The 22,359-nt window shown below is 63.7% G+C and carries 20 protein-coding genes and 1 tRNA gene; 16 read left to right on the top strand and 5 right to left on the bottom strand.

All coding sequences use genetic code 11. The annotated features are described in order from the left end of the window. Positions 1-105: 105 nt before the first annotated feature. The gene (locus tag QMX97_RS02030; protein WP_282395728.1) at positions 106-1,188 is read right to left on the bottom strand and encodes a 3-deoxy-7-phosphoheptulonate synthase; all 1,083 of its coding nucleotides are present in this window, start codon (positions 1,186-1,188) and stop codon (positions 106-108) included. Positions 1,189-1,808: 620 nt separating this feature from the next. Between QMX97_RS02030 and QMX97_RS02025 the strand changes: the two genes are divergently transcribed. Then, positions 1,809-2,558: a carbon-nitrogen hydrolase family protein gene (locus tag QMX97_RS02025; RefSeq protein WP_282395727.1), complete on the top strand. Its 750-nt coding sequence runs from the start codon at positions 1,809-1,811 to the stop codon at positions 2,556-2,558. Next, complete coding sequence (locus tag QMX97_RS02020; RefSeq protein WP_106804467.1) at positions 2,559-3,008, top strand: GNAT family N-acetyltransferase; 450 nt, start codon at positions 2,559-2,561, stop codon at positions 3,006-3,008. Positions 3,009-3,059: 51 nt separating this feature from the next. Here QMX97_RS02020 and QMX97_RS02015 read toward each other — a convergent pair whose 3' ends face one another. Beyond that, entirely contained in the window at positions 3,060-3,299 is a 240-nt protein-coding gene (locus QMX97_RS02015) for a DNA-binding protein (protein ID WP_065905591.1), read from the bottom strand. 83 nt (positions 3,300-3,382) lie between these two features. Here QMX97_RS02015 and QMX97_RS02010 point away from each other — a divergent pair, with 83 nt between their 5' ends. From QMX97_RS02010 to QMX97_RS01985, 6 genes are all read left to right on the top strand, one after another. Then, complete coding sequence (locus QMX97_RS02010) at positions 3,383-3,748, top strand: helix-turn-helix transcriptional regulator (RefSeq protein WP_065905592.1); 366 nt, start codon at positions 3,383-3,385, stop codon at positions 3,746-3,748. A 151-nt stretch (positions 3,749-3,899) separates the two neighbouring features. Next, on the top strand, positions 3,900-4,541 hold the full coding sequence (uvrY, locus tag QMX97_RS02005) for a UvrY/SirA/GacA family response regulator transcription factor (protein WP_003190387.1): 642 nt from the start codon (positions 3,900-3,902) through the stop codon (positions 4,539-4,541). Position 4,542: 1 nt separating this feature from the next. Continuing rightward, positions 4,543-6,366 (top strand): excinuclease ABC subunit UvrC, encoded by a 1,824-nt coding sequence (uvrC, locus tag QMX97_RS02000; RefSeq protein ID WP_106804466.1) that lies wholly within the window; start codon positions 4,543-4,545, stop codon positions 6,364-6,366. 32 nt (positions 6,367-6,398) lie between these two features. Beyond that, on the top strand, positions 6,399-6,959 hold the full coding sequence (gene pgsA / locus QMX97_RS01995; protein ID WP_016968866.1) for a CDP-diacylglycerol--glycerol-3-phosphate 3-phosphatidyltransferase: 561 nt from the start codon (positions 6,399-6,401) through the stop codon (positions 6,957-6,959). 63 nt (positions 6,960-7,022) lie between these two features. Then, positions 7,023-7,098: transfer RNA gene (locus QMX97_RS01990), tRNA-Gly, on the top strand. 226 nt (positions 7,099-7,324) lie between these two features. After that, a complete protein-coding gene (locus QMX97_RS01985) occupies positions 7,325-9,268 on the top strand; it encodes an integrase arm-type DNA-binding domain-containing protein (RefSeq protein WP_034033041.1) in 1,944 nt (647 codons plus the stop codon). 53 nt (positions 9,269-9,321) lie between these two features. On the opposite strand, the gene QMX97_RS01980 is transcribed toward QMX97_RS01985, so the two are convergent. Next, the gene (locus QMX97_RS01980; RefSeq protein WP_034033039.1) at positions 9,322-9,966 is read right to left on the bottom strand and encodes a substrate-binding domain-containing protein; all 645 of its coding nucleotides are present in this window, start codon (positions 9,964-9,966) and stop codon (positions 9,322-9,324) included. Positions 9,967-10,070: 104 nt separating this feature from the next. Between QMX97_RS01980 and QMX97_RS01975 the strand changes: the two genes are divergently transcribed. Then, entirely contained in the window at positions 10,071-10,364 is a 294-nt protein-coding gene (locus tag QMX97_RS01975; RefSeq protein ID WP_034033038.1) for a helix-turn-helix transcriptional regulator, read from the top strand. A gap of 17 nt (positions 10,365-10,381) precedes the next feature. Here the strand turns inward: QMX97_RS01975 and QMX97_RS01970 are convergent, their stop codons facing one another. Both QMX97_RS01970 and QMX97_RS01965 read right to left on the bottom strand, forming a co-directional pair. After that, positions 10,382-11,272, bottom strand: coding sequence for a LysR substrate-binding domain-containing protein (locus QMX97_RS01970; protein ID WP_034033034.1), 891 nt, complete (start codon positions 11,270-11,272; stop codon positions 10,382-10,384). Between the two features lie 93 nt (positions 11,273-11,365). Then, complete coding sequence (locus QMX97_RS01965) at positions 11,366-12,025, bottom strand: CerR family C-terminal domain-containing protein (protein ID WP_050159456.1); 660 nt, start codon at positions 12,023-12,025, stop codon at positions 11,366-11,368. A 123-nt stretch (positions 12,026-12,148) separates the two neighbouring features. On the opposite strand from QMX97_RS01965, the gene QMX97_RS01960 reads away from it, so the two are divergent. The 7 genes from QMX97_RS01960 to QMX97_RS01930 all read left to right on the top strand — a co-directional run bounded on the left by QMX97_RS01960 (position 12,149) and on the right by QMX97_RS01930 (position 22,275). Next, positions 12,149-13,153, top strand: coding sequence for an HlyD family efflux transporter periplasmic adaptor subunit (locus tag QMX97_RS01960; protein ID WP_034033031.1), 1,005 nt, complete (start codon positions 12,149-12,151; stop codon positions 13,151-13,153). Then, a complete protein-coding gene (locus tag QMX97_RS01955) occupies positions 13,150-14,943 on the top strand; it encodes an ATP-binding cassette domain-containing protein (RefSeq protein ID WP_034033029.1) in 1,794 nt (597 codons plus the stop codon). The genes QMX97_RS01960 and QMX97_RS01955 overlap by 4 nt, the downstream gene beginning before the upstream one ends. Next, positions 14,940-16,070, top strand: coding sequence for an ABC transporter permease (locus QMX97_RS01950; protein WP_034033027.1), 1,131 nt, complete (start codon positions 14,940-14,942; stop codon positions 16,068-16,070). Before QMX97_RS01955 ends, QMX97_RS01950 begins: the two co-directional genes overlap by 4 nt. Before the next feature lie 5 nt (positions 16,071-16,075). Next, a complete protein-coding gene (locus tag QMX97_RS01945; RefSeq protein ID WP_034033026.1) occupies positions 16,076-17,191 on the top strand; it encodes an ABC transporter permease in 1,116 nt (371 codons plus the stop codon). A 14-nt stretch (positions 17,192-17,205) separates the two neighbouring features. Next, positions 17,206-18,750, top strand: coding sequence for an efflux transporter outer membrane subunit (locus QMX97_RS01940; protein ID WP_050159454.1), 1,545 nt, complete (start codon positions 17,206-17,208; stop codon positions 18,748-18,750). 135 nt (positions 18,751-18,885) lie between these two features. Continuing rightward, a complete protein-coding gene (locus QMX97_RS01935) occupies positions 18,886-20,730 on the top strand; it encodes an alpha/beta fold hydrolase (RefSeq protein WP_235440670.1) in 1,845 nt (614 codons plus the stop codon). A gap of 129 nt (positions 20,731-20,859) precedes the next feature. After that, positions 20,860-22,275 (top strand): bifunctional enoyl-CoA hydratase/phosphate acetyltransferase, encoded by a 1,416-nt coding sequence (locus QMX97_RS01930; protein ID WP_034033023.1) that lies wholly within the window; start codon positions 20,860-20,862, stop codon positions 22,273-22,275. Positions 22,276-22,359: the final 84 nt, after the last annotated feature.

Below are 22,359 nucleotides of genomic sequence, written 5' to 3'. Positions count from 1 at the left end.
CGAATGTGGCAGCGGGCTTGCCTGCGGTTGCGGTACATCCGCTACAGATCTGTAGCCTGACACACCGCTATCGCAGGCAAGCCCGCTCCTACGTTTTGAGCTGCATCAGTCAGTGCTATTGCGTTGTTCGCGCAGACGCTGCGCCGCGCTGCGCAGCAGTTGTTCGGTACCGTCCCAGCCCAGGCAGCCATCGGTCACCGACACGCCGTATTTCATCGATGCACTCAGCGGCTGGCAGCCTTCGAACAGGTGGCTTTCGATCATCATGCCGACCAGCGACGTGTCGCCCTGCAAGCGCTGCTCCAGCACCTCGTTGAACACCGCCGGTTGGCGCAACGGGTCCTTGCCGCTGTTGGCATGGCTGCAATCGACCATGATCCGCGCCGCCACCTTGGACTTGGCGAGGTCGTGCTTGACCTGCGCCACGCTCTGCGCGTCGTAGTTCGGTCCGCGGTGGCCGCCGCGCAGCACCAGGTGGGTGTCGGGGTTGCCTGGGGTCTGGATGATCGCCGGATGGCCCTGGCTGTCGACGCCGAAGTGGCGGTGCGGGTGTGCGGCCGAGCGCATCGCGTCGCAGGCAATCGCAACGCCGCCGTCGGTGCCGTTCTTGAAGCCCACGGGCATGCCCAGGCCGCTGGCCATTTCGCGGTGGATCTGCGATTCGGTGGTACGCGCACCAATCGCGACCCAGCTGAGCAGGTCATCGAAGTAGCCGGCGGCCATCGGTTGCAGCAGCTCGGTGGCGACCGGCAGGCCCAGGCGCAGCATTTCGCGCATCAGCTCGCGCGACAGCGTGAGGCCGGCGGCCATGTCATCGCTGCCATTCAGGTGCGGGTCGTAGGCCAGGCCTTTCCAGCCGATGGTGGTGCGCGGTTTTTCGACGTAGGCGCGGATCACCAGCAGCATCTGGTCGCTGACTTCAAGGGCCAGCTTCTTCAGATTGCGTGCGTACTCCATGGCCGATTCCGGGTCGTGGATCGAGCACGGGCCGACAATCACCAGCAAGCGCGAGTCCTGGCCTTCGAGGATGGCGCGCACGGCTTGGCGATGGGCGTGAATCTGTTCATTGAGGAACGGACTGAGGGGCAACTGGTGCTTGAGCTCAAGCGAGCTGGGCAGGCGCTGGGTCAGGGCTTCGTTGGCGCTGGTCAGGTTCGAAACGGGCAGAGCGGCGGTGGCAGAGTTCATATTCAAGGCTTCCTGGGCAAGCGGCGGGCTGTTCCCGCGCGCTTGGCCCTACTGGGGTGTTCGACAATTGGCCGTATCGGCTACGTGTGTTGGCTTGCCACCGATAGGTGACCGATCGGAGGCGGCAGGCTGTCCCGAGCGGAGCTTGCTAAATCGCCAGGCGGTGGAGGTGTCGTAGCGGTAATAGGTGGCGTAGTTCATGTCTTGATTCCTTTTAAATGTCCGGTGTGCAACAAAATATTCAGGGCCTGAAAAAACAAAACCCCCGGTCGGGGAGCCGACCGGGGGTTAGATTTCTCTGGTAGGCGACCCCTTGAGTAGTGGGCGCCGATTTCAGGTATCAGGCGCGCCAGTGGCTAAACCAATACCCAAAATAAAAGCTGACCAGTGCGCTCGAACCGTTCACACGGGTAGCCGACACCGAGCGCTGGGCGCTGGCAGCAGGGCAAACCTGAGGGTGGGTGAGTTGCAACATGGTATGTCTCCAAATGATGGAGCGAGCTTACTAGAGGCACACCGGTGGATTCAATCAGTAATTTCTATTGCCGCGGGGTACTTACGGCTATGAGGGACTGCCGATATGCTGGACACACCTTGTTAATGATTGCTTGGACGCGACCATGACCGCCTTGACCCTTGCTGCTGCTCAAACTGTTTCCATCGCGGGCGACGTGCCGGCCAACATCCACCGGCACCTGGCGTTCATGCGCGCGGCGGCCGACAACGGCGTGCAAGTGCTGGTCTTTCCGGAGCTGTCGCTGACCGGATACGAGCCGTTTCTGGCGGCTGAGTTGGCCATAGAGCCCGAGGCTGCCGTATTGGCGCCGCTGCGCGAGATGGCACGCGAGCTGCGCTTGACCGCGGTGGTCGGCATGCCGGTCCGGCTGGCGTCGCAAGAGGGCGTATTGATCGGTGCGCTGGTGCTGGGCGCGGACGGTTCCCTCGGCGTCTACACCAAGCAGCATTTGCACCCCGGCGAAGCGTTGGCGTTTGTCGCCGGGCAGGGGGGCGCGGCCCTCGAGCGGGGAGATGAGCGTATTGCGTTGGCGGTGTGTGCGGACTTTTCCCACGCCAGCCATCCTCGTCGCGCGGCTGAAGCGGGTGCCACCGTGTATGCGGCGGGTGTGTTGATCAGCGAAGGCGGCTATGCGGCGGACAGCGCTTTGCTCCAAGGCTATGCCGCCGAGCATGGCCTGCTGGTACTGATGGCCAACCATGGTGGCCCATCGGGTGGTTGGGCCTGCGCGGGTCGCAGCGCGATCTGGGCGCCGGATGGCCGCTTGATTGCCGCCGCCCCAGGGGTGGGCGAGGCATTGGTGATCGCCGAGGGCGAAGGTGGGCGTTGGGCTGGCCGAGTGGTAGCAGTGTAAATGAGCTTTCATCTACGGGCCGCGACGGCCAACGACTTGCCCTTTGCCCGCACCCTGACCCACGAAGCCATGAGCCGCTACTACCTGCAGTACGGCTTGCTGTGGTCCAACGATGGCTTCGACGTCGCCTGGGCCGGGCGTGAGAACTGGCTGATCTGCCGCGATGACGCGGTGATGGGGTTTGTCAGCCTCAGTCGGGACAGCAAGGCCCTGTATATCCGCGAGTTGCACATGCTCGAGTGTTGTCGCAAGCAGGGCGCGGGCAGTTGGGTGCTGGAGCAGATGGCGCTGAAAGCGCGCACGCACGGCCTGGGGCTACTACGCTTGACGGTGTTCAAGACCAATCCGGCGAGAAGGTTGTATCAGCGCCGAGGCCTGAGCATCGTGGGGGAAGAGGACTGCTTCTGGCGTATGGAACTCGACTGTCGGTCAACGCTGGCGGGCGAATAGCACACTCATTCGGGCAAAACAGGCACAACGCTTCAATAAGCGCATACTGGGTCAGGACAGTACGTCCAGCTCCTGTCTCAGGGGCTCATTCTCGGCCAGGATGATGCCCTCTTTCATGCCCAGAAGGACCGCTACCTTATGGGCCTCTCCACGCCGTCCCTTTTTGCGCCCAGCGAGCACTTGATAAGTGGTTGCCGGGTCCACGCCGTGTTCCCGGGCGAACGCTTGAACTGACTTTCCTTGGTGTTCAAGCCAAGCCTTGGCTTGTGCAGCAGTGCGGATTGCGGGCATAGTTCAAAACCGTTCAAGTTTGTTTAACGAAGAGATGAGTGTGTCACCTCTTGGGGTGTGCCAATTTAGGATCATACATCCAAATGAGTGGAATCGGTTCGCGTTTAAGGCAAGAAAGAGAGCGGCTAGGGCTGTCGCAAAAAGTGTTTGGTGAAATAGGAGGCGTTGAAGCCAACGCGCAAGGCAAATATGAAAACGGCGGTCGGGCGCCCAAGGCTGACTACCTTTCCCGCGTGGCGCAAAGAGGTGTGGATATCCTGTACGTGTTGACCGGCAGCCCCACGCCGATCCAACTGGATAACCTGAGCCAGATCGAAGAAAAAGTGCTGGGCAATTATCGAGCGATGTTCAAGGAAGACCAGGATGCAATCCGCCGCTTGACCACCACGCTGGCCGAGCATTCATCCATACGCAACGGAAAACCCAAGCCGCAACCCCAGGATTCCTGACCTTTAAGCCGATAAACAGCGCGGTTCGTGCTTCGACGGGCGGGCGCAGCGCGTTGAAACTCTATATATATGACACTTGCAACTAGGTCTGCGCCTTGGTTTTTTGCTAAGGTGTTCAGCAACCTATAAGACCATATCGCGAGGTGTCTGCTTGATTAGGGTGCTAGTAGTCGATGACCATGATCTCGTTCGTACAGGCATTACACGAATGCTGGCTGACATCGATGGCCTGCAAGTAGTCGGCCAGGCCGAATCGGGTGAGGAGTCCCTGATCAAGGCCCGGGAGTTGAAACCCGATGTGGTGTTGATGGACGTCAAGATGCCCGGGATCGGCGGTCTGGGCGCCACGACCAAGTTGTTGCGCAGCCACCCCGACATCAAGGTCGTGGTGGTCACCGTGTGCGAGGAAGACCCGTTTCCCACCCGCCTGTTGCAGGCAGGGGCGGCGGGCTACCTGACCAAGGGCGCGGGCCTGGCCGAGATGGTCCAGGCCATTCGCCTGGTATTTGCCGGCCAGCGGTACATCAGCCCGCAGATTGCCCAGCAATTGGCCATCAAATCCTTCCAGCCCACCAGCGACTCGCCCTTCGACGCACTGTCGGAGCGGGAAATCCAGATTGCCTTGATGATTGTCGGGTGCCAGAAGGTGCAGACCATCTCCGACAAGCTGTGCCTGTCACCCAAGACCGTCAACACCTACCGCTATCGCATTTTCGAGAAGCTCGCCATCAGCAGTGATGTTGAATTGACCCTGCTCGCGGTGCGCCACGGCATGGTGGACGCCAGCGCCTGACATGAGCACACCGTTTGATCCAAGTGCCTTTCTCTCAACCTGCAGTGGCCGCCCTGGCGTGTACCGCATGTTCGACAGCGAGGCACGGCTGCTGTATGTCGGCAAAGCCAAGAACCTGAAAAACCGCCTGGCGAGCTACTTTCGCAAGACCGGCCTGGCGCCCAAGACCGCCGCGCTGGTGGCGCGTATCGCCCAGGTCGAAACCACCATCACCGCCAACGAGACCGAGGCGCTGCTGCTTGAGCAGACGCTGATCAAGGAATGGCGGCCGCCCTACAACATCCTGCTGCGCGACGATAAATCCTACCCGTACGTATTTTTATCCGACGGCAACTTTCCGCGCCTGAGCATTCACCGGGGCGCGAAGAAGCAGAAGGGCAAGTATTTCGGTCCGTACCCCAGCGCGGGCGCGATCCGCGAGAGTTTGAGCCTGCTGCAAAAGACCTTCTTTGTGCGCCAGTGCGAAGACAGCTTCTACAAGAACCGCACCCGGCCTTGCCTGCAGTACCAGATCAAGCGCTGCAAGGCCCCGTGTGTGGGGCTGGTCGAGCCTGCGGAGTACGCCGAGGATGTGCGCCATTCGGTGATGTTCCTCGAAGGGCGCAGCAATGCACTGACCGATGAACTCTCCGGCGCCATGGAGCAGGCCGCCAGTACCCTGGATTTCGAGCGCGCTGCCGAGCTGCGTGACCAGATTTCCCTGCTGCGCCGCGTCCAGGACCAGCAAAGCATGGAAGGCGGCACCGGCGATGTCGATGTGATCGCAGCCTTCGTCAACCCGGGCGGCGCCTGTGTGCACCTGATCAGCGTGCGGGGCGGGCGGGTGCTGGGCAGCAAGAACTTTTTCCCGCAGACCGGTATCGACGAGGAGGTCGCCGAAGTCATGGCCGCCTTCCTGGGCCAGTACTACGTCAGCAGCCCCGAGCGCGATTTGCCGTCCGAGCTGATTGTCAACGTGGTGCATGAAGACTTCCCGACCTTGATCGAGGCGATCCACGAGCTGCGCGGCCGCGAACTGGACATCAGCCATCGTGTACGCGGCACCCGCGCACGCTGGCAGCAATTGGCCGTGACCAACGCCGAACAGGCGCTGGGCGCACGCCTGGCCAATCGACAGCACGTCGCCGCGCGTTTCGACGCATTGGCCGAAGTCCTCAACCTGGACGAGCCGCCCCAGCGCCTGGAGTGCTACGACATCAGCCACTCCAGCGGCGAGGCGACAGTGGCCTCCTGTGTGGTATTCGGGCCGGAAGGGCCGATCAAGTCCGACTACCGGCGCTACAACATTGAAGGCGTGACCGCCGGCGATGACTATGCCGCCATGCACCAGGCCCTTACGCGGCGTTTCAGCAAGCTCAAGGACGGCGAGGGCAAGCTGCCCGATATCCTGCTGGTGGACGGCGGCAAGGGCCAGTTGTCCATGGCCCGTGACGTGCTCAACGAGCTGGCGGTGCCCGACCTGATTCTGCTCGGCGTGGCCAAGGGCGCTACGCGCAAGGCCGGTTTCGAGACGTTGTACTTGAATGATGCCGCCCATGAGTTCACTTTGAAGGGGGACTCACCTGCGCTGCACCTGATCCAGCAGATTCGCGACGAAGCGCACCGTTTCGCCATTACCGGGCACCGCGCCCGCCGTGGCAAAACCCGGCGAACCTCAACCCTGGAAGGGGTTGCAGGGGTAGGCCCGACACGACGCCGCGACTTGCTCAAACATTTTGGTGGCTTGCAGGAGCTATCCCGTGCCAGCATTGACGAAATAGCCAAAGCACCCGGTATCAGTAAAAAGCTCGCTGAGTTGATTTATGCAAACCTGCACAGCGAATAGAATGCCTTTCCACCTTGTAGCCAGTTGTGCCGATGAATATCCCTAATCTGATCACCGTTCTACGCGTCCTGCTCATTCCGATTTTTATTCTGTTGTTCTATTTGCCCTACGAATGGAGCTACGCGGCCTCAAGTTCGGTATTCGCCTTTGCGGCTGCCACCGACTGGCTTGACGGCTACCTGGCGCGCCGCCTGGAACAGAGCACGCCGTTTGGCGCGTTCCTCGACCCGGTGGCCGACAAACTGATGGTGGCTGTCGCTCTGGTGTTGTTGGTACAAGAACACGGCAACCTGTGGCTGACCCTGCCGGCTGCCGTGATCATCGGCCGTGAGATCGTCGTCTCGGCCCTGCGCGAATGGATGGCCGAAATCGGCGCCCGCGCCCACGTGGCCGTGTCCAACATGGGCAAATGGAAAACCGCCGCGCAGATGCTCGCGCTGGTGATCCTGCTTGCCAACCCGTCGGACTTCTCGTTCTGGGTCCTGCTCGGCTACGCCTTGCTGCTGATCGCCGCCGGCCTGACGCTGTGGTCGATGCTCCAGTATTTGCGCGCCGCCTGGCCTCACCTGCGCACCACCGTTGAAAAGAAATAAAACTTTTTTGAATCAAGGGGTTGACGGGGGTTCTGGATTCTATAGAATGCACACCACCAAGACGCGGGAATAGCTCAGTTGGTAGAGCACGACCTTGCCAAGGTCGGGGTCGCGAGTTCGAGTCTCGTTTCCCGCTCCAAATTATGATCTACAGAGTTCTACTGACGTCTGTAAGTCATTGAAAATAGGGGCTTCGGCCCCTTTTTTCATTCCAGCGAGCGCCACGGAAATCCACCCACAGCTACCATTTTTGAGTGACCAATTGAGGCACAAGAATACGGGTGGGACGGTTACCGGATAGTTGCTGGGGCTGAGCGGGAACCATGGCGAGCATAGGGCCTAAGTCATAACTTAGGAGCCTCGAAATGGCACTCTCTGATCTGACAGCCCGGCAGGCACGGACCACCGGCAAGCGCTACACCCTCTCCGACAACGACTGCTTGGGCCTGATGGTCTCTGCCGCAGGCGGCAAGTCGTGGATCTTCCGATACTACTGGCTTGGCAAGCAGAAACGCATGTCCCTGGGTGGCTATCCTGCCCTCAGCCTGCGCGAGGCTCGCGCCGAGCGGGATAAGGCTCAAGCCTTGCTCGCCAGGGGGATCGATCCCCAAATCGAACGCGACCAGCGCCGGCACGCGGCCAAGCTGGCGGGCGAATACACCTTCAAGAATGTCTTCGATGCCTGGGTCGAGCATCGCCGCAAGGAACTCAAGGAAGGCCGCCAAAGCACGCTTTCGCAGATCCTGCGCATCTTCGACAAGGACGTTCTGCCCACCCTGGGGAAGATGTCGATCTACGACATTCGCCGGCCCCAGCTCGTGGGCGTCGTGGCGGCGATCGAGAAGCGCAAAGCGTTCACCACCGCCGAGAAGGTTCGCACTTGGTTCAACCAGATGTTCCGCTATGCCCTGGTCATCGCCGAGGGGCTGGAAGTCAACCCGGCTGCGGACCTGGACGTGGTGGCCGAACCCAAGCCCCCGGTGGCCCACAACCCCTATCTGCACCTACCCGAGCTGCCCGAGTTCCTTCAGAAGCTCCGGCTTTACAACCCCCGGGGCTGGCAGACCCAGCTTGGCGTCCGGCTGCTGTTCCTGACTGGGGTGCGCACGGGCGAGCTGCGGCTGGCCGAGCCTGAGCAATTCGATCTCGACCGCGGCTTGTGGATCATCCCGCCGCAGGTCGTTAAGCAGCTCCAGGACGAAATGCGCAAGGCCGGCAAGCGGCCGCAGGACGTGCCACCTTATATCGTGCCTCTGTCGCTGCAGGCCATCGAGATCGTGCGTTATCTCCTGGGTGTGATGCGGCCGGCGCAGAAATACCTGCTGTCGCATCGGAGCGAACTCAAGAAGCGCATCAGCGAGAACACCCTCAACAAGGCCGTGCAGCTCATGGGGTATGAAGGACGCCTGACCGGCCACGGTATCCGCGGCACCATCTCGACAGCACTCAACGAGATCGGGTACCCGAAGATTTGGGTGGACGCGCAGCTTTCGCACTCAGATCCGAACAAGGTGAGTTCGGCCTACAACCACGCCAAGTACGTGGAGCCGCGCCGCCGGATGATGCAGGACTGGGCTGATCGCCTCGATTTGCTCGAACAGGGCGAATTGGAAGCCGCGAGCGCGCACCTGACCATCCGTATCGATGGGGTGCCGGCGATGGCAGAAGTGGAGGAAGCGGTGGGCGCGGTTCCCTCGGTGGCCGAGCCCGCTATCCCTGGTGTGCCGCCAGTAGTGGCCACACCGATCGTCGTGACCCCGAACAACGGTGGAGGCACGTTCCGACGACTGTCGCAGGTGCCGCCACCCCCTATGCATGCCCCGGAGCCGGAAGTGTCCGCCATCCAGCGCGAGCGCGCGGAAATGCTGGCCATCTACGAGTCGCCGAACAATCTGCCGGTCCCGCTGTTCGGCAAGCTGGCCGGGAAGTCCAAGGACCAGATCAACCGCGAGTTGAAAGCGGGCAAGCTACTGTCCATCAGCCTGGGCAACCGGGGGCAGCGGGTTCCCGATTGGCAGTTGCTGCCGCTCAAGCACAGGCTGGCCCAGGCGCTCATGAACCAGTGCCCGCACGCGGATTCGTGGGACCTATACCGCATGCTGACCCAGCCGCACCCCGACCTGGGTGATCGCGCGGCCATTGATGTGGTTATGCCGACCAATGTGCCCGTGATCATCCGGATCATTATGGGCGGCTATCCTCGCCATGAGGAGGAGTCCGAGGCCGTTGCCCTGCAGCCTATCCCCGAGGATGTGCGGCAGAGCGTCCGTAAGCTGGTGGACAACGCGGTGGTGTTTGAGGGGGGCTGACCCACAATCATCATCCTATGGTCGGGTCAATGGCCCCGGCCATAGGGGCGCTGTTACGTGGCGCCGGCCGCGGTGATTTGCAGCGCTCTGCGCTCGAACCGCTCCGAAATGGAGTCGGCTTGCGCGTGGGGCTGGTGCAGATACGTCACCATCTCATAGGGACCGTCAGAGAGCGGCCGCATGGTGATCCCCCATCCCTGACCTTGGTCGATGCGCGATTGCGCGGATACCCCGACGCCGTAGCCGGCTGCAACCCATAGCGCCAGCATCTCGAATGAAGTCACCCGCAGGATGTTCTCCTGGTCCAGTGGCATGACGGAGGCCAGTCTTTCGTCCAGCAGAGGGCAATCCTCGGCCTGCCAGCGATAGATCGGGTAGTCCTGAAGATCGGCGATGGTGAGCTTTGCCCTGTCGAGTTGTGAATACAACCGCGGCGGCACGGCGACAGCCATGCTCTCGGCCCACAAAGGTTGCGTCTTGAGGGCTGGGTCGCTGGCCCCCTGAAGCGACATCCCTGCGTCGTAGCGGCCTTCACGAAGTCCCTGAAGCAGAACGTCATCTGCAACCTCAAAAAACGAGAGGGCGACGTCTGGCTCTTCCGCGCGTTGTCGCGCGAGAAGCGCTGAAAGATGCGATGAGGGTACGCCCAGTGCTACGGCAAGTCTGAGACGGGGGTGGCGACGCGTGGCGTCGTGCATAAGAGCCCCCAAGAAGAGAATTGAGTAAGAAAACAGCCCCGTATGATACCCGTGAGTTAAATTTAACGTGGTTAAATTATCGTGACTGCTCGACGCTTCTGTTGATGCAGAAGCGTACTGTTCAACGAGGCCGTCCCCCAGGCACCACCAGGTATGAAGCCGAGCCAGCCCTGGCATTCGGGAAGGCCGTACGCGCGTTTCGTGTGGATCAGGGTGTTGCTCAGGAGGAACTGGCGGCACTGGCCGGAATTGAGCGTTCGCACATGGGCAAGATCGAGCGGGGGGAGCATTTGCCCTCCTTAGGCTTGGTACTTAAGATTGCTGCGGCACTCAGGATCAGTGGCACCAAACTGATGGCTGCAACGGAGCGCAATATGGCCCCTACTGCCGAGGTTTGAGGCTGACTTCTGAGAAGCTATCCGTCCAAACCTTCGCGTAGACGAACGATAAGCCGCTCCAGTGAGGCCGGCACATCGCCGCTGTCGGGCCGAAGCAGATAAGTTGTGATGATCGCCGACTCCACGGCCAAGGGACGAATCACGACGTCCGGTCGTTGGCTAATCGGAATTTTGGTGGCTGCCATGAAGCCGACACCATAACCGGCGCCGACCAGCGTAAGCATCATGTCTAACGAGGTTGCGTGCTCGACAACGTTCTGCCGATTTTCCAAAGGGCCAAGCAGCCGTGCTAATTCTCGGCAGTAGCCCTCACATATCTGTGGGTCGCACAAGACGAGCGGATGGCTGCCGAGTTCATCGAGCGGCACCTCCTTGTGGATGAGGAGCTCATGCCGGGCGGGTACGGCAACTACCAATGGGTCGTGCCAGATAGCTTGGGCAGTGATGCCATCGCCGACATCTGCAGCGTGTGCGAAGCCAATTGAAAAATCGCCGGCCCGCAGGCCTCGCACCTGCTCGGCCAAGGGGACTTCGCATAAGCGAATCTCGATCTCCGGTTCCTCTGCGCGACAACGCGCTAGGAAAGCTGACAGCCGTGAATCAATAGCGCCGTCAGATATAGCAATGCGTAGACTCCCTCGCAAACCTGCCGCGATTGCCCTTGCGTTGTCTTGCGCCTGCTCGAGGATAATGAATAGTCGACGGATGTCTTGCAGGAAGGCGGCACCGGCTGGGGTCAAGCGGGTCCCCCGTCTATCCCGGTCGAAGAAAACGACTCCTAACTCGTCTTCCAGTTCTTTAATCGCTCGGGACAAGGGGGGTTGCTCGATGTGCAGTCGCTCGGCAGCCCGTGTGAAGTGTAGTTCCTCGGCCAAAGCAACGAAGCATCGAAGGTGTCGTAACTCCATCTGTAGCGCCTTTTTAGTTGCAGATGCCAATTCCCTGCGCTGTCATCCCTCGTTGGACTACCGTTTAAGCCTAGCGTTAGCTTCACGACTGACTCAGCTTTTCGCCTGCTCGTATTCTTGGACGATTGCCTGCATGCCCCCCATTGCGAAGTGGAAAAGGTGTTCCACAACTGTGGCTGGCGGCATCTGAAACACTTCCTGCAAAGGTCCAGGAAAACTGCGCCCACCTACCAGCAGCATCAGGCAAGGCGCGCCGACACTCAGCAGGCACCTGGTCAGTGCGGGGTCTTCAGCCGGGATCTTCGTGATTTCACTGAGCATGCGCTTGACGAGCACCATCTTCGGCAGTGCTTCGTTCTGAAAAAGCACCTGCAGATGTGAACTCGGCGCCAGCACTTCCCTGGCCAGGATTCGCAGGTGCCAGGCTTGAGGCTCTTCGGTCGCACGTTGGACCAATTGCTCGATCAGAAAACGCAGCTTCGACGTTGGCGCCAGCTCGCTCTCGACCAGTTCGCGCAGATCGTTCACTCCCAACAGCCGCCGATGGGCCTCGGCCAGCACGGTCTGGTAGAGACCACTGCGGTTGCCGAAGTGATAGTTGATGGAGGCCAGATCCACGCGCGCTTCGGCGGCGATGGCCTTGTTGGTGGTTTCGGCGTAGCCCGTCGTGGCGAATAGTTCGCCTGTGGCCTCCAGGATTCGGGCTCGTGTCGCTTCGCCATCCGAGCGAAGACCGCGTGCGGGCTTGTTCATCCCTTGACTCTCTAGAGCAGATATGGATTGCATTCTCACCCAATTTAAAACTAAAATCAAATTAATGAAGGCGCTCCCGCCGCAGTCTTCTGCCGTCCGATCCTGATTCCTGAGACCTTTGACATGAAGAAACCTTTTATCCTCCTTGCCGCTGCCGTCACTGTTGGTCTCGTGGCGTGGGCTGCGTGGCACTTCAGTCAGCGCGACGGTGACGATGGGCTGGTGCTGCACGGCAATGTGGACATCCGCCAGATCTCGCTGGCCTTCGATGGCAGTGGCCGCGTGGCGGAAGTGCGAGCCGAAGAAGGCGACCGGGTGAAGGCCGGTGCGGTTGTGGGCCTGCTGGACACGCGCACGCTGGCCCTGCAGGCGGAGCAGGCGCAGGCGCAGATCGAGGTTCAGCAGCAGACCCTGCTGCGGCTGCGGACCGGCTCGCGTCCCCAGGAGATCGCACAGGCCCGCAGTCGGGTCACCGCGGCGCAGGCGGATGCGTCCCAAGCCGAGCAGGATCTCAAGCGTCTGCAAGGCATCGCAGCCAACACCCAAGGGCGCGGCGTCAGCGCTCAGGACCTGGATCGCGCCAGGAGTAATCACCAGGTCGCCCAGGCCAAGGTCGCCGAGCAGCGCGAAGCCTTGCGTCTGACCGAACTGGGTCCCCGGGCGGAGGAAGTCGCGGGCGCCCAGGCGCAGCTCAAAGCGGCGCAGGCACAGTTGGCGCTCCTTCAGCATCAGATCGCGCAGGGCGAGTTGAAGGTGCCCGCGGATGCGGTGGTGCGGTCGCGGCTGCTGGAGCCCGGCGACATGGCGACGCCGCAACGTCCGGTGTTGGCCTTGGCGCTGACCCAGCCCAAATGGGTGCGCGCCTATGTGGGCGAGCCCGACCTGGTCCGCGTCAAGCCGGGCATGGAGGCACAGGTGGTCGCCGATGGGCGCCCCGGCGAGCCTATCCCCGGCAAGATCGGCTACATCTCCTCGGTGGCCGAGTTCACGCCCAAATCGGTGCAGACCGAAGAACTGCGCACCAGCCTGGTCTACGAGGTGCGAGTGCTGGTCGACGACCCTCAGGACGTGCTGCGGCTGGGGCAGCCGGCAACGGTCCATCTGGCGGTGGCTGGCACTGCGCGATGAACGAGGGCAATGCAACGGTTCACCCACCGGTCCACGCTCAGGGCCTGTGCAAGACCTTCGATGCGCCGGGCGGCGGCCCGTTGCGCGCGGTAAACGACGTGTCGATGACGATAAGGGCGGGCGAGTTGACCGCCCTGGTCGGCCCGGACGGTGCCGGCAAGACCACGCTCATGCGCATGATGGCGGGACTGCTCACGCCCGACGGTGGATCGTTGCAGGTACTGGGTTGCGACGTCGCCAAGGATCCGCAGTCGGTCCAGGACCGCATCAGCTACATGCCGCAGCGATTCGGCCTGTACGAGGACCTGAGCGTGCAGGAGAACCTGGACCTGTATGCCGACCTGCACGGGGTGCCCCAGGAGGTGCGCCGCGAGCGCTTCGGGCGCATGCTGGAAATGACGGACATGGCCCGTTTCACCGAACGGCCGGCCGGCAAGCTGTCGGGCGGCATGAAACAAAAACTCGGTCTTGCCTGCACGCTGGTGCGCTCGCCGGACTTGCTGCTGCTGGACGAGCCCAGCGTGGGCGTCGATCCGCTGTCGCGCCGCGACCTGTGGAAGATTGTGCAGCAGTTGGTCGAGGACGAGAACCTCAGCGTGATCGTCAGCACGGCCTACATGGATGAAGCCGAGCGCTGCGCGCAGGTGTTCGTGATGCACGAGGGCCGGTTGCTGGCCGAAGGGGCGCCGCACGCGCTGCGCAGCCGCGCACGCGGCCTCACCTTCGTCGCCACACCGCGACCCGGTACGCCCGCGCGCGATCTGCAGGCGCGGCTGATCGATGAGGATGCGCTGATCATTGACGCCGTGCCCAAGGCCGGCGAGGTGTGGTTCATTCGCCAGCCCGAGGCGCAGGCGGATGCCGTCGATGCGTTGCTCGGCGACCTGGATCACCGGCCGCGCAGCGAGGACCTGGAAGACGCGTTCATGATGATGCTGCGCCAGCAGCAGGCCGAGGGTGCGGACAAGGAGGCCCCTGCCGAGGCGCCCGCGCCGTCGCCGCAGGTCGCGCCGGCGCGCAGCGACGACAAGCCGGTGATCGTCGTGCGCGACCTGGTGCGCAAATTTGGCGATTTCACCGCGGTCGCCAGCACATCCTTCGAGGTTGCGCGCGGGGAGATCTTCGGGCTGCTCGGCCCGAACGGCGCGGGCAAAACCACCACGTTCCGCATGCTTTGTGGTCTGCTGCCGGCCACCAGCGGCCACCTGGAAGTGGCCAGCCTGAACCTGCGCACGGCACGCGCCCAGGCGCGCGCACGGATCGGCTATGTGTCGCAGAAGTTCGCGCTGTACGGCAACCTGACCGTGCGCGAGAACCTGGAGTTCTTCGCTGGCGCCTACGGACTGCGCGGTGCTGCCATGCGTGATCGGGTGGCCGCGACCATCGAACAGTTCGGGTTGGACGCCGCTGCCGTGAGCGGGGTACTGCCGGGTGGCTACAAGCAGCGCCTGGCGATGGCGGCCGGCCTGCTGCACGAGCCGGAGATCCTGTTCCTGGACGAGCCGACCAGCGGCATCGATCCGCTGGCGCGCCGCTCGTTCTGGCGCACCATCACCTCGCTCGCCCAGTCGGGCGTCACCGTCATCATCACGACCCACTTCATGGAAGAGGCGGAGTACTGCGACCGCATCGCGATCCAGGACGCCGGCAAGATGCTGGCACTCGGCACGCCGCAAGAGGTGCGAGAGCAAGCCGGCGGCGAAGCGGGTGGCGACATGAACAGTGCCTTCATCGCCGTCGTCGAACAGGGCCGCGCCCAAAGCAGGCACGCGCAAGGAGGGGACAAGTGACCACCTCCGGCTTCGCAAGGCGGTTCACCGCACTGCTGCGCAAGGAAGTGCGCCAGATGCTGCGCGACAAGAGCAACCTGGCCGTCGGCCTGCTGCTTCCGGTCGCACTGATCCTGCTGTTCGGCTACGGCTTGTCGTTCGACGTGAAGAATGCGCCGATCGCGGTGGTGCTCGAAGACAGCTCACCCACCGCACGCGAGGTCGTCGCAGGCCTGCAAGGCTCCGCCTACCTGTCTCCGACGTTGACCACCAGCATGACGCAGGCCGAAGCCCGCATGCGGGCCGGCGAGATCGACGCGATCGTGCGCATTCCGATGGACTTCTCGCGTCGCCTGGCGACCGGCGACGCGACAATCCAGATCGTGCTCAACGGCGTGGAGTCGACCACCGCGTCGGCTGTCGAGGGCTACGTGAGCGGTGCAATCGGCGTCTGGGCGCAGCGCCAGGGAGACCGCGCAGGCGGCAAGGCCCCAGCGGGCGCGAGCGTTGAGGTGGTGCAGCGCACCTGGTTCAACGAGGCCAACAACAGCTCCTGGTACCTGGTCCCCGGCCTCATCGTGCTCGTGCTCACGCTGGTGGGGGCTTTCCTGACTTCGCTGCTGATCGCCCGGGAGTGGGAGCGCGGCACGCTGGAATCGCTGTTCGTCACGCCGGTGCGTCCGACCGAACTCGTGCTCGCCAAGCTCACGCCCTATCTGGCGATCGGCGCGATCGACCTGACGCTGTGCCTGCTGGCCGCCCGGTTCCTGTTCGAGGTGCCGATGCGCGGCTCGCTGTGGATCATCGTCCTGGCGTCGATGCTGTATCTCGCCGTGTCGCTGCTGCTGGGGCTGTTCATCTCGGGCAAGACGCGCAACCAGTTCCAGGCCAGCCAGATGGCGCTGCTGACCAGCTTCATGCCCGCCATGATGCTGTCGGGCTTCGTGTTCGACCTGCGCAACGTGCCGGTGGTGATCCAGGTGATCAGCCAGTTGTTGCCGGCCACGCATTTCATGGGCCTGATCAAGACGCTGTTCCTAGCGGGCGACCACTGGCCCACCATCGTGCGCAGCCTGCTGATCCTCTCGGCATACGCCGTGGTGCTGACCTACGCGACGCGGCGCACGCTGCGCAAGACATTGGATTGACCGCCATGACGTCCTTTATTGCCACCCTCGCGCAGATCGGCGCCCTGGTCAAAAAAGAGATCCTGGCGCTGGTCAAGGAGCCCTCCAGCCGGGCCATCCTGTTCCTGCCCGCGCTGCTGCAGGCCCTGCTGTTCGGCTACGGCGCGACTTACGACCTCAAGTACGTTCCGTATGCCGTGCTGGACCAGAGCCGCAGCGCGGCGTCGGTCGAACTGCTGTCGCGGCTGGACGGCACCGGCGTGTTCGAACGCGAGGCCACGCTGACCTCGCCCGAGCAGATCGCCGGCCAGGTCGACGCCGGCAAGGCGCTGATGGTGGTCAGCATTCCTTCGGACTTCCATACGCGCCTGGCGGCCGGACAGCGGGCACCTCTGCAGATCATCCTGGACGGGCGCAATTCGTCGACCGCGGGCTCGGCCGCCGGCTACGTCGGCTCCATCGTGGCCGACTACAACGCCTCGCTCGGAAGCGGCGCACAAGGCGTCACGATCGAGCGGCGCGCCTGGTACAACCCCAACCTGGAATCGCGCTGGAACCTCATGCCGGCGCTGATCGCGGCATTGAGCATGATGCAGACCCTGCTGCTATCGGCGCTGTCGGTGGCCCGCGAGCGCGAGCAAGGCACGTTCGACCAGTTGCTGGTCACGCCGCTCACGCCGATGCAGATCCTGATCGGCAAGGCGCTCCCGGCGATCCTGGTCGGGCTCATCCAGTCCACCGTCATCTTCCTGATCATCCGGTTCTGGTTCGAGATCCCGATGAACGGGTCGGTGTGGCTGCTGTACCTCGGGCTCATCACCTTCACCATCGCGGCGGTCGGGGTCGGACTGTCGATCTCCGCCCTGTCGCTGACCATGCAGCAGGCGATGCTCTACACGTTCTTGCTGATCATGCCGCTGATGCTGCTGTCCGGCCTGCTCACGCCGGTGCGCAACATGCCGCAAGTGCTGCAGCTTGCCACCTATGTCAATCCGCTGCGGTTCGGCATGAGCATCGTGCGCCGCGTCTATCTCGAAGGCGCGGGCTTCGGCGACGTGGCGCTGGAGTTCATCCCCTTGCTCGTGCTGGCCGCCATCACGCTGCCGCTGGCGGCGTGGCTGTTCCGCAACCGTCTCTCTTGATCACGGGTACCCGTATGTTCGATTTGCAGCGCCACATTCCTCATCCAACACGCCGCGGCCTGGCGAACTGCGCATTGGCGGTGGCCCTGGCAGCGGCATTGGCCGGCTGCGCGGTCGGGCCGGATTTCGTGAAACCGACGCCCGTGGCCCCGGACGATTGGACGAGCTGGCGCAGCGCCGAGGATTCCCTGCGCGCGTTGGGCGCTGCCGACCAGCCCCTGCCCCCGCACTGGTGGCAGGCCTTCAACGATCCGGTGCTGGACAACCTGACGCAGCGGGCCTTGGTTTCCAGCCCGGACCTGCAGACCGCCGCGCTGCACTTTGCGCAGGCCCGCGTCCAGCGCAGCACGACGGCCGCCCAGCGCGGGCCGGAGGTAGGTGTCAGCGGGAGCGCCAATCGCCAGCGCCAGAGCGAGTACGGTGCCGGCACCCGCATGATCGACGCGATCGGCGGCGATCGCGAGAGCCTGGTGAATGTGTTGAGCGAGCCGTTCACGCTGTATCAGGCCGGCTTCGACGCATCATGGGAAGTAGACCTGTGGGGGCGCGTGCGGCGCTCCATCGAGGCCGCTGATGCCGACGTGGACCGCCAGGCGGCACTGCTGGACCTTGCTCGGCTGACACTGGTCAGCGATGTGGCCCGCAACTACTTCGAACTGCGCACCACGCAGCGCCAGATCCTCCTGGCGCGCGAGGACATCACGGCGTTGGAGGATCGGTTGGGCATCCTGCAGGCCCGGGTGGATGGCGGCGTCATCGACCACCTGAACCTGGAGCAGCAACGCGCGGAGCTTGCGGCCATCAAGGCGCAGTTGCCCGGCCTGCTGGCCCAGGAAGGCGCGAGCGCCAACCAGATCGCGTTGTTGCTGGGCGAGCGCCCCGGCGCGCTGCGCGAGACGCTGGCAGCGCCCCCTGCCAGCGACGGCACGACGGCGCTTCCCGATCTCGCGCTGGGTTTGCCTTCGGAAGCGGCGCTGCGCCGACCCGACATCCGAGCCGCCGAAGCCCGGCTGCATCGGGCGACCGCGAGCATCGGCGTGGCGCGGGCGGACCTGTACCCCAGCATCCGGCTTGGCGCGCGCTTTGGTTACGAGTCCTACCTGAGTGGCGAGTTCTCCGACTGGGGCAGCCGCGCCTGGTCGGTCGGGCCCAGCCTGAACCTGCCTTTGTTCGACGGTGGCCGGCGCAGGAGCGTGGTGCAACTGCGCGAGCTGGAGCAGCAGGAAGCGGCCGTGAGCTACCAACAGACGGTACTACAGGCGTGGCAGGAGATCGATGACGCGCTTAGCGCCTACAACGCGGAGCAGCAGCAAGCGCAGCAATTGCAAGCCCGGGTGCGCAGTGCGGCAGACGCCTATCAACTGGCCCAGGCGCGCTACGACGGCGGGACGGCCGACTTCATCACGGTGCTCGACAGCCAGCGCAGCTTCCTGCAGGCGCGCCGCGACCTGACGGCCAGCCAAGGGCGGCTGAACACCCGCTACGTGACGATCCAGAAGGTGGTAGGCAACGCCCCCCAGGTTGAGAAGCCGACGGCGGCTGCGACATCAGGGGAATGACACGACGTGGCACACAACACACTGGCGACGCAGCCCCGGACACGTAGGAGAGTACTTGGCAGGCAAAGACGCCCCGTCAGGTGCCTCCTGCTGGCCGTCATGGCGTCGCTGTGTGTGGGGTGCGCCGGTGTCAAGGTGGGAACCGTCAGCCCCGAGGACTACATCTCCCAGCGACGCGGGGATGTGCTGACCACCGGCAAGCTCAGCGCCTCGGCCCGCGACGTGCTCACGAGTCTTGCGATCTCGCCAGAGCGATGCCGGGAGAATGTCAGCGACTGCGCCCAGTTGCTGACGCGCAGCGATGTCATTGGCATGGAACGTCAACTCGCCACGGCAGCGGAGCTGTGGTTGCAGGAAGCCATGCGCCAGGAGCGGCAAGGCGTGACCGGCCACCAGCGCTTCGAGGGCCTGTTGGGGGCCTATCTGCAGGTGGCGCGCCATGCCTACGCCTATCTGTTCTTCACCCCACGCCTGCCGGGGGATCGGGCGTTCGAGGATCGCCAGACGCAAGTTCGCGACTACTACAACTATGCGGCGCAGCAGGCGGCCGCGCTGTTGTTCGAGCAGTACCGCGACGCGCGGCAGCATGTCGGAGATAGCATCCAGGTGGGCGATTGGCTGCTGCGTGGAGACATGTCCGGCGTGTACCAGAACGGCCCCCCACCACGTGCAAGCGAACTGCTCCCGGCGTCGCGGCTCACCTTCCAGGGCATCCGAAGCATCTACCGGCGTGACGGCTTCGGGGCCGAACTCGTGGTGGCGACCGGTGCTGGGGACGAGGACCGCGCGGCTTCGGCGCACGCCTATAGCGAGACACCATATCGGCCGGTCACGGCCATCCTGGCCTTTCCGGGAAGCACGCTGGAGCAGGTGCTTCGCGCTCGCGAAGTCACCCTGGTCGGATACGACCCCTACCGGCACGACGGCCTGCAGATCCAGGGCACCTCGGTGCCGCTCGCAGCCAACTTCACCTCCGCCTACGGTCTGTGGCTGGCGCGCTCGGGGTTTTCCGTGCAGGCCCTGCGCACGGTCCTGGGCAGGAGCCGCAGCCTGGACGCCCCGCATGTCTATCTGATGCAGCCCTTCGACCCCAACCGCCGGGTCATCATCATGCTGCACGGATTGGCCAGCAGTCCCGAGGCCTGGATCAACGTCGCCAATGACATCATGGGCGATGAAGCGTTGCGCCAGCGCTACCAGGTCTGGCAGGTGTACTACCCCACCAATGCGCCTCTTGCGTACAACCACGCGGCGATTCGGAGCGCGCTCACCGCGACCTTCCAGCATTTCGATCCTTCGGGCGCCACCGCCGCCTCGCGCGACATTGTCGTCGTCGGCCACAGCATGGGCGGAGTGCTGGGCCGATTGCTGGTCTCGTCCTCCGGCAGTGTGCTGCTCGATACGGTCAAGGCGGGCCGCCAACTGGAGGGCGAGCGGTTCGAGAGATTCCGAACCGCGGTCGAGGGCTTTTTGAGCTTCGAGCCATACCCGGGCGTGACGCGCGCGATCTTCATTGCGGCGCCCCACAGAGGGACCCCATTCGCGGGCAACCGGCTCTCGCGGTTCCTCTCCGGACTCATCACGTTGCCGGCACAAGTGGTCAATCGGGCGGTACGACTGCAGCAGGTCATCGGTGACAAGGAGGTCACGCCAGCCAGCTTGCCGACCTACTTACCCAACGGGGTCGACAACCTGAGGGATTCTGACCCCTTCATCCGCGCCGCAGCCGAGCTCCCGATTTCTGCCAGCGTGCGCTACCACAGCATCGTTGCGAACCACACGCCGGACAGGGCCCTCGTCGATTCCGATGACGGCCTCGTGCCATACCGCAGCGCACATCTTGCCGGCGCGCAATCGGAGCTGGTCATCCCGTTTTCCCACAGCGTGCAAGAGACCCCGGAGGCGATCCTGGAGGTGCGACGCATTCTTCGCGAGCACCAGCGGGCGATTCCGGGGCCAGGGAGCACAACGCGTGAGTGATCTTGTTCAGACGTCGGCCAGACAGCCGTTCCCCGTTGCACGGGAGCCTTCGGGGGATCCGTGCTCAGGGCGCGGTGCCGCGCCGGCGACAGATCCTCCTGCTCCATATGCCAACCAGAGTGCGACACCATGACAAACGATCCCAGCAAACAATCCCCGCCGCCTGGAGTGCAGCGCGGTACCGACGGCATCTCCGTGGGCCACTCCGCGCGCGTCGAGCGTGTGCTCACCCTGGACAACCTTCAGTTGGGTGTGGCGCTTGCCAGTGACACCGTTCCCGCAGAGGGGAACACGCGAACCGTGGCCTCCATGCGTGGCAGTGCCTGGGTCGGCATCGGCACCTGGCTCGGGGGATTGATCGCCTCGGCGATCGGCGAGTGCCTGTCCGGCACCCGTCTGGTCTGCCGTGGACAGCGCCTGCGGTTTCTGGCGCCGGTCCGTCTGGGTGATCGCCTTCGGGCCGAGGTAACCGTCACCGAGCACCATCCGGCAACGGGTCGCATGGTCCTGCACTGTGCCTGCTCCAACCAGGACGGCATATCGGTCGCCGACGGCGAAGTGGAGGTGGCACCCAGCGATGTGCCCGGCGGCGACGATCAGATCGATATCGGGCTGAGCGTGGATGTGGGCGGCAGCATGCAGCGCATGCTGTCTCACGTTCAGACGCTGGACGCCATCCGTGTCGCGGTCGTACATCCCTGCGACGAAGCCAGCCTGTCAGCCGCGCTGGATGCACGCCGGGCCGGACTGATCGAGCCTGTCCTGGTGGCCCCGCGCGCCAAGCTGGACGTGGTTGCCCAGCAACACGGGCTGGATCTGACCAGCATCGAGGTCATCGACGTACCGCACAGCCACGCAGCTGCCGAACGCGCGGTCGAGATGGCCGGCAATGGCGAGGTCGAGGCCTTGATGAAGGGCAGCCTGCACACCGACGAGCTGATGGCCGCCATCCTCGCACCGGCCAGCCGGCTTCGCACCAAGCGACGCATCAGCCACTGTTTCGTGTTGCAAACGCCTGGTTACCCCCGGCCCTTCATCGTCACCGATGCCGCGATCAATCTGGCACCGGACCTGGCGCAGAAAGCCGACATCGTGCGCAATGCCATCGAGCTGGCCCACGTCATCGGCGTGGCCGATCCCAAGGTCGCCATTCTGGCGGCGGTGGAGACTGTCAACCCGGCCATGCCCGCGACGCTGCACGCGGCGGCGCTGTGCAAGATGGCCGACCGAGGGCAGATCGTCGGCGGTGTGCTGGATGGACCGCTGGCGTTCGACAACGCCATCTCGGCCGTGGCGGCACGAACCAAAGGCATCGTCTCGGCAGTGGCAGGACAGGCCGACATCCTGGTGGTCCCCGACTTGGAGAGCGGCAACATGCTTGCCAAGCAATTGATCTACCTCGGACAGGCGGCCAGTGCCGGCATCGTGCTTGGTGCCAAGGTTCCGGTGATCTTGACCAGCCGCGCCGACAGCCGCCAGGCACGGGTCGCGTCCTGCGCCATAGCTCTGATGCTGGCGCACCAGTACAGGCAGACGCCGCCATGACGCCGTTGTCCACACCCACCACGCTCAGGGGCAATCCCCACAGCGTGTCTTGCCCGCGCTGTGCGTCGATGCCACAGCCTCCTG

It is taken from the genome of Pseudomonas sp. PS01298 (assembly GCF_029959745.1).
In the GTDB taxonomy this organism is placed as follows: domain Bacteria; phylum Pseudomonadota; class Gammaproteobacteria; order Pseudomonadales; family Pseudomonadaceae; genus Aquipseudomonas; species Aquipseudomonas aylmerensis.
The sequence above is the reverse complement of the archived record's forward strand: the minus strand, read 5'-3'. Positions and strand labels throughout refer to the sequence as shown.

Coding starts and splice junctions, on each gene's coding strand:
- QMX97_RS01955 (WP_034033029.1), top strand. CDS start 13,150: ATGAACGAGGGCAATGCAACGGTTCACCCACCGGTCCACGCTCAGGGC.
- QMX97_RS01930 (WP_034033023.1), top strand. CDS start 20,860: ATGACAAACGATCCCAGCAAACAATCCCCGCCGCCTGGAGTGCAGCGC.
- QMX97_RS02025 (WP_282395727.1), top strand. CDS start 1,809: ATGACCGCCTTGACCCTTGCTGCTGCTCAAACTGTTTCCATCGCGGGC.
- QMX97_RS01975 (WP_034033038.1), top strand. CDS start 10,071: ATGCAGAAGCGTACTGTTCAACGAGGCCGTCCCCCAGGCACCACCAGG.
- QMX97_RS01965 (WP_050159456.1), bottom strand. CDS start 12,025: ATGAACAAGCCCGCACGCGGTCTTCGCTCGGATGGCGAAGCGACACGA.
- QMX97_RS02015 (WP_065905591.1), bottom strand. CDS start 3,299: ATGCCCGCAATCCGCACTGCTGCACAAGCCAAGGCTTGGCTTGAACAC.
- uvrC (WP_106804466.1), top strand. CDS start 4,543: ATGAGCACACCGTTTGATCCAAGTGCCTTTCTCTCAACCTGCAGTGGC.
- QMX97_RS02030 (WP_282395728.1), bottom strand. CDS start 1,188: ATGAACTCTGCCACCGCCGCTCTGCCCGTTTCGAACCTGACCAGCGCC.
- pgsA (WP_016968866.1), top strand. CDS start 6,399: ATGAATATCCCTAATCTGATCACCGTTCTACGCGTCCTGCTCATTCCG.
- QMX97_RS01940 (WP_050159454.1), top strand. CDS start 17,206: ATGTTCGATTTGCAGCGCCACATTCCTCATCCAACACGCCGCGGCCTG.
- QMX97_RS01980 (WP_034033039.1), bottom strand. CDS start 9,966: ATGCACGACGCCACGCGTCGCCACCCCCGTCTCAGACTTGCCGTAGCA.
- QMX97_RS01970 (WP_034033034.1), bottom strand. CDS start 11,272: ATGGAGTTACGACACCTTCGATGCTTCGTTGCTTTGGCCGAGGAACTA.
- QMX97_RS01960 (WP_034033031.1), top strand. CDS start 12,149: ATGAAGAAACCTTTTATCCTCCTTGCCGCTGCCGTCACTGTTGGTCTC.
- QMX97_RS02020 (WP_106804467.1), top strand. CDS start 2,559: ATGAGCTTTCATCTACGGGCCGCGACGGCCAACGACTTGCCCTTTGCC.
- QMX97_RS02010 (WP_065905592.1), top strand. CDS start 3,383: ATGAGTGGAATCGGTTCGCGTTTAAGGCAAGAAAGAGAGCGGCTAGGG.
- QMX97_RS01985 (WP_034033041.1), top strand. CDS start 7,325: ATGGCACTCTCTGATCTGACAGCCCGGCAGGCACGGACCACCGGCAAG.
- QMX97_RS01945 (WP_034033026.1), top strand. CDS start 16,076: ATGACGTCCTTTATTGCCACCCTCGCGCAGATCGGCGCCCTGGTCAAA.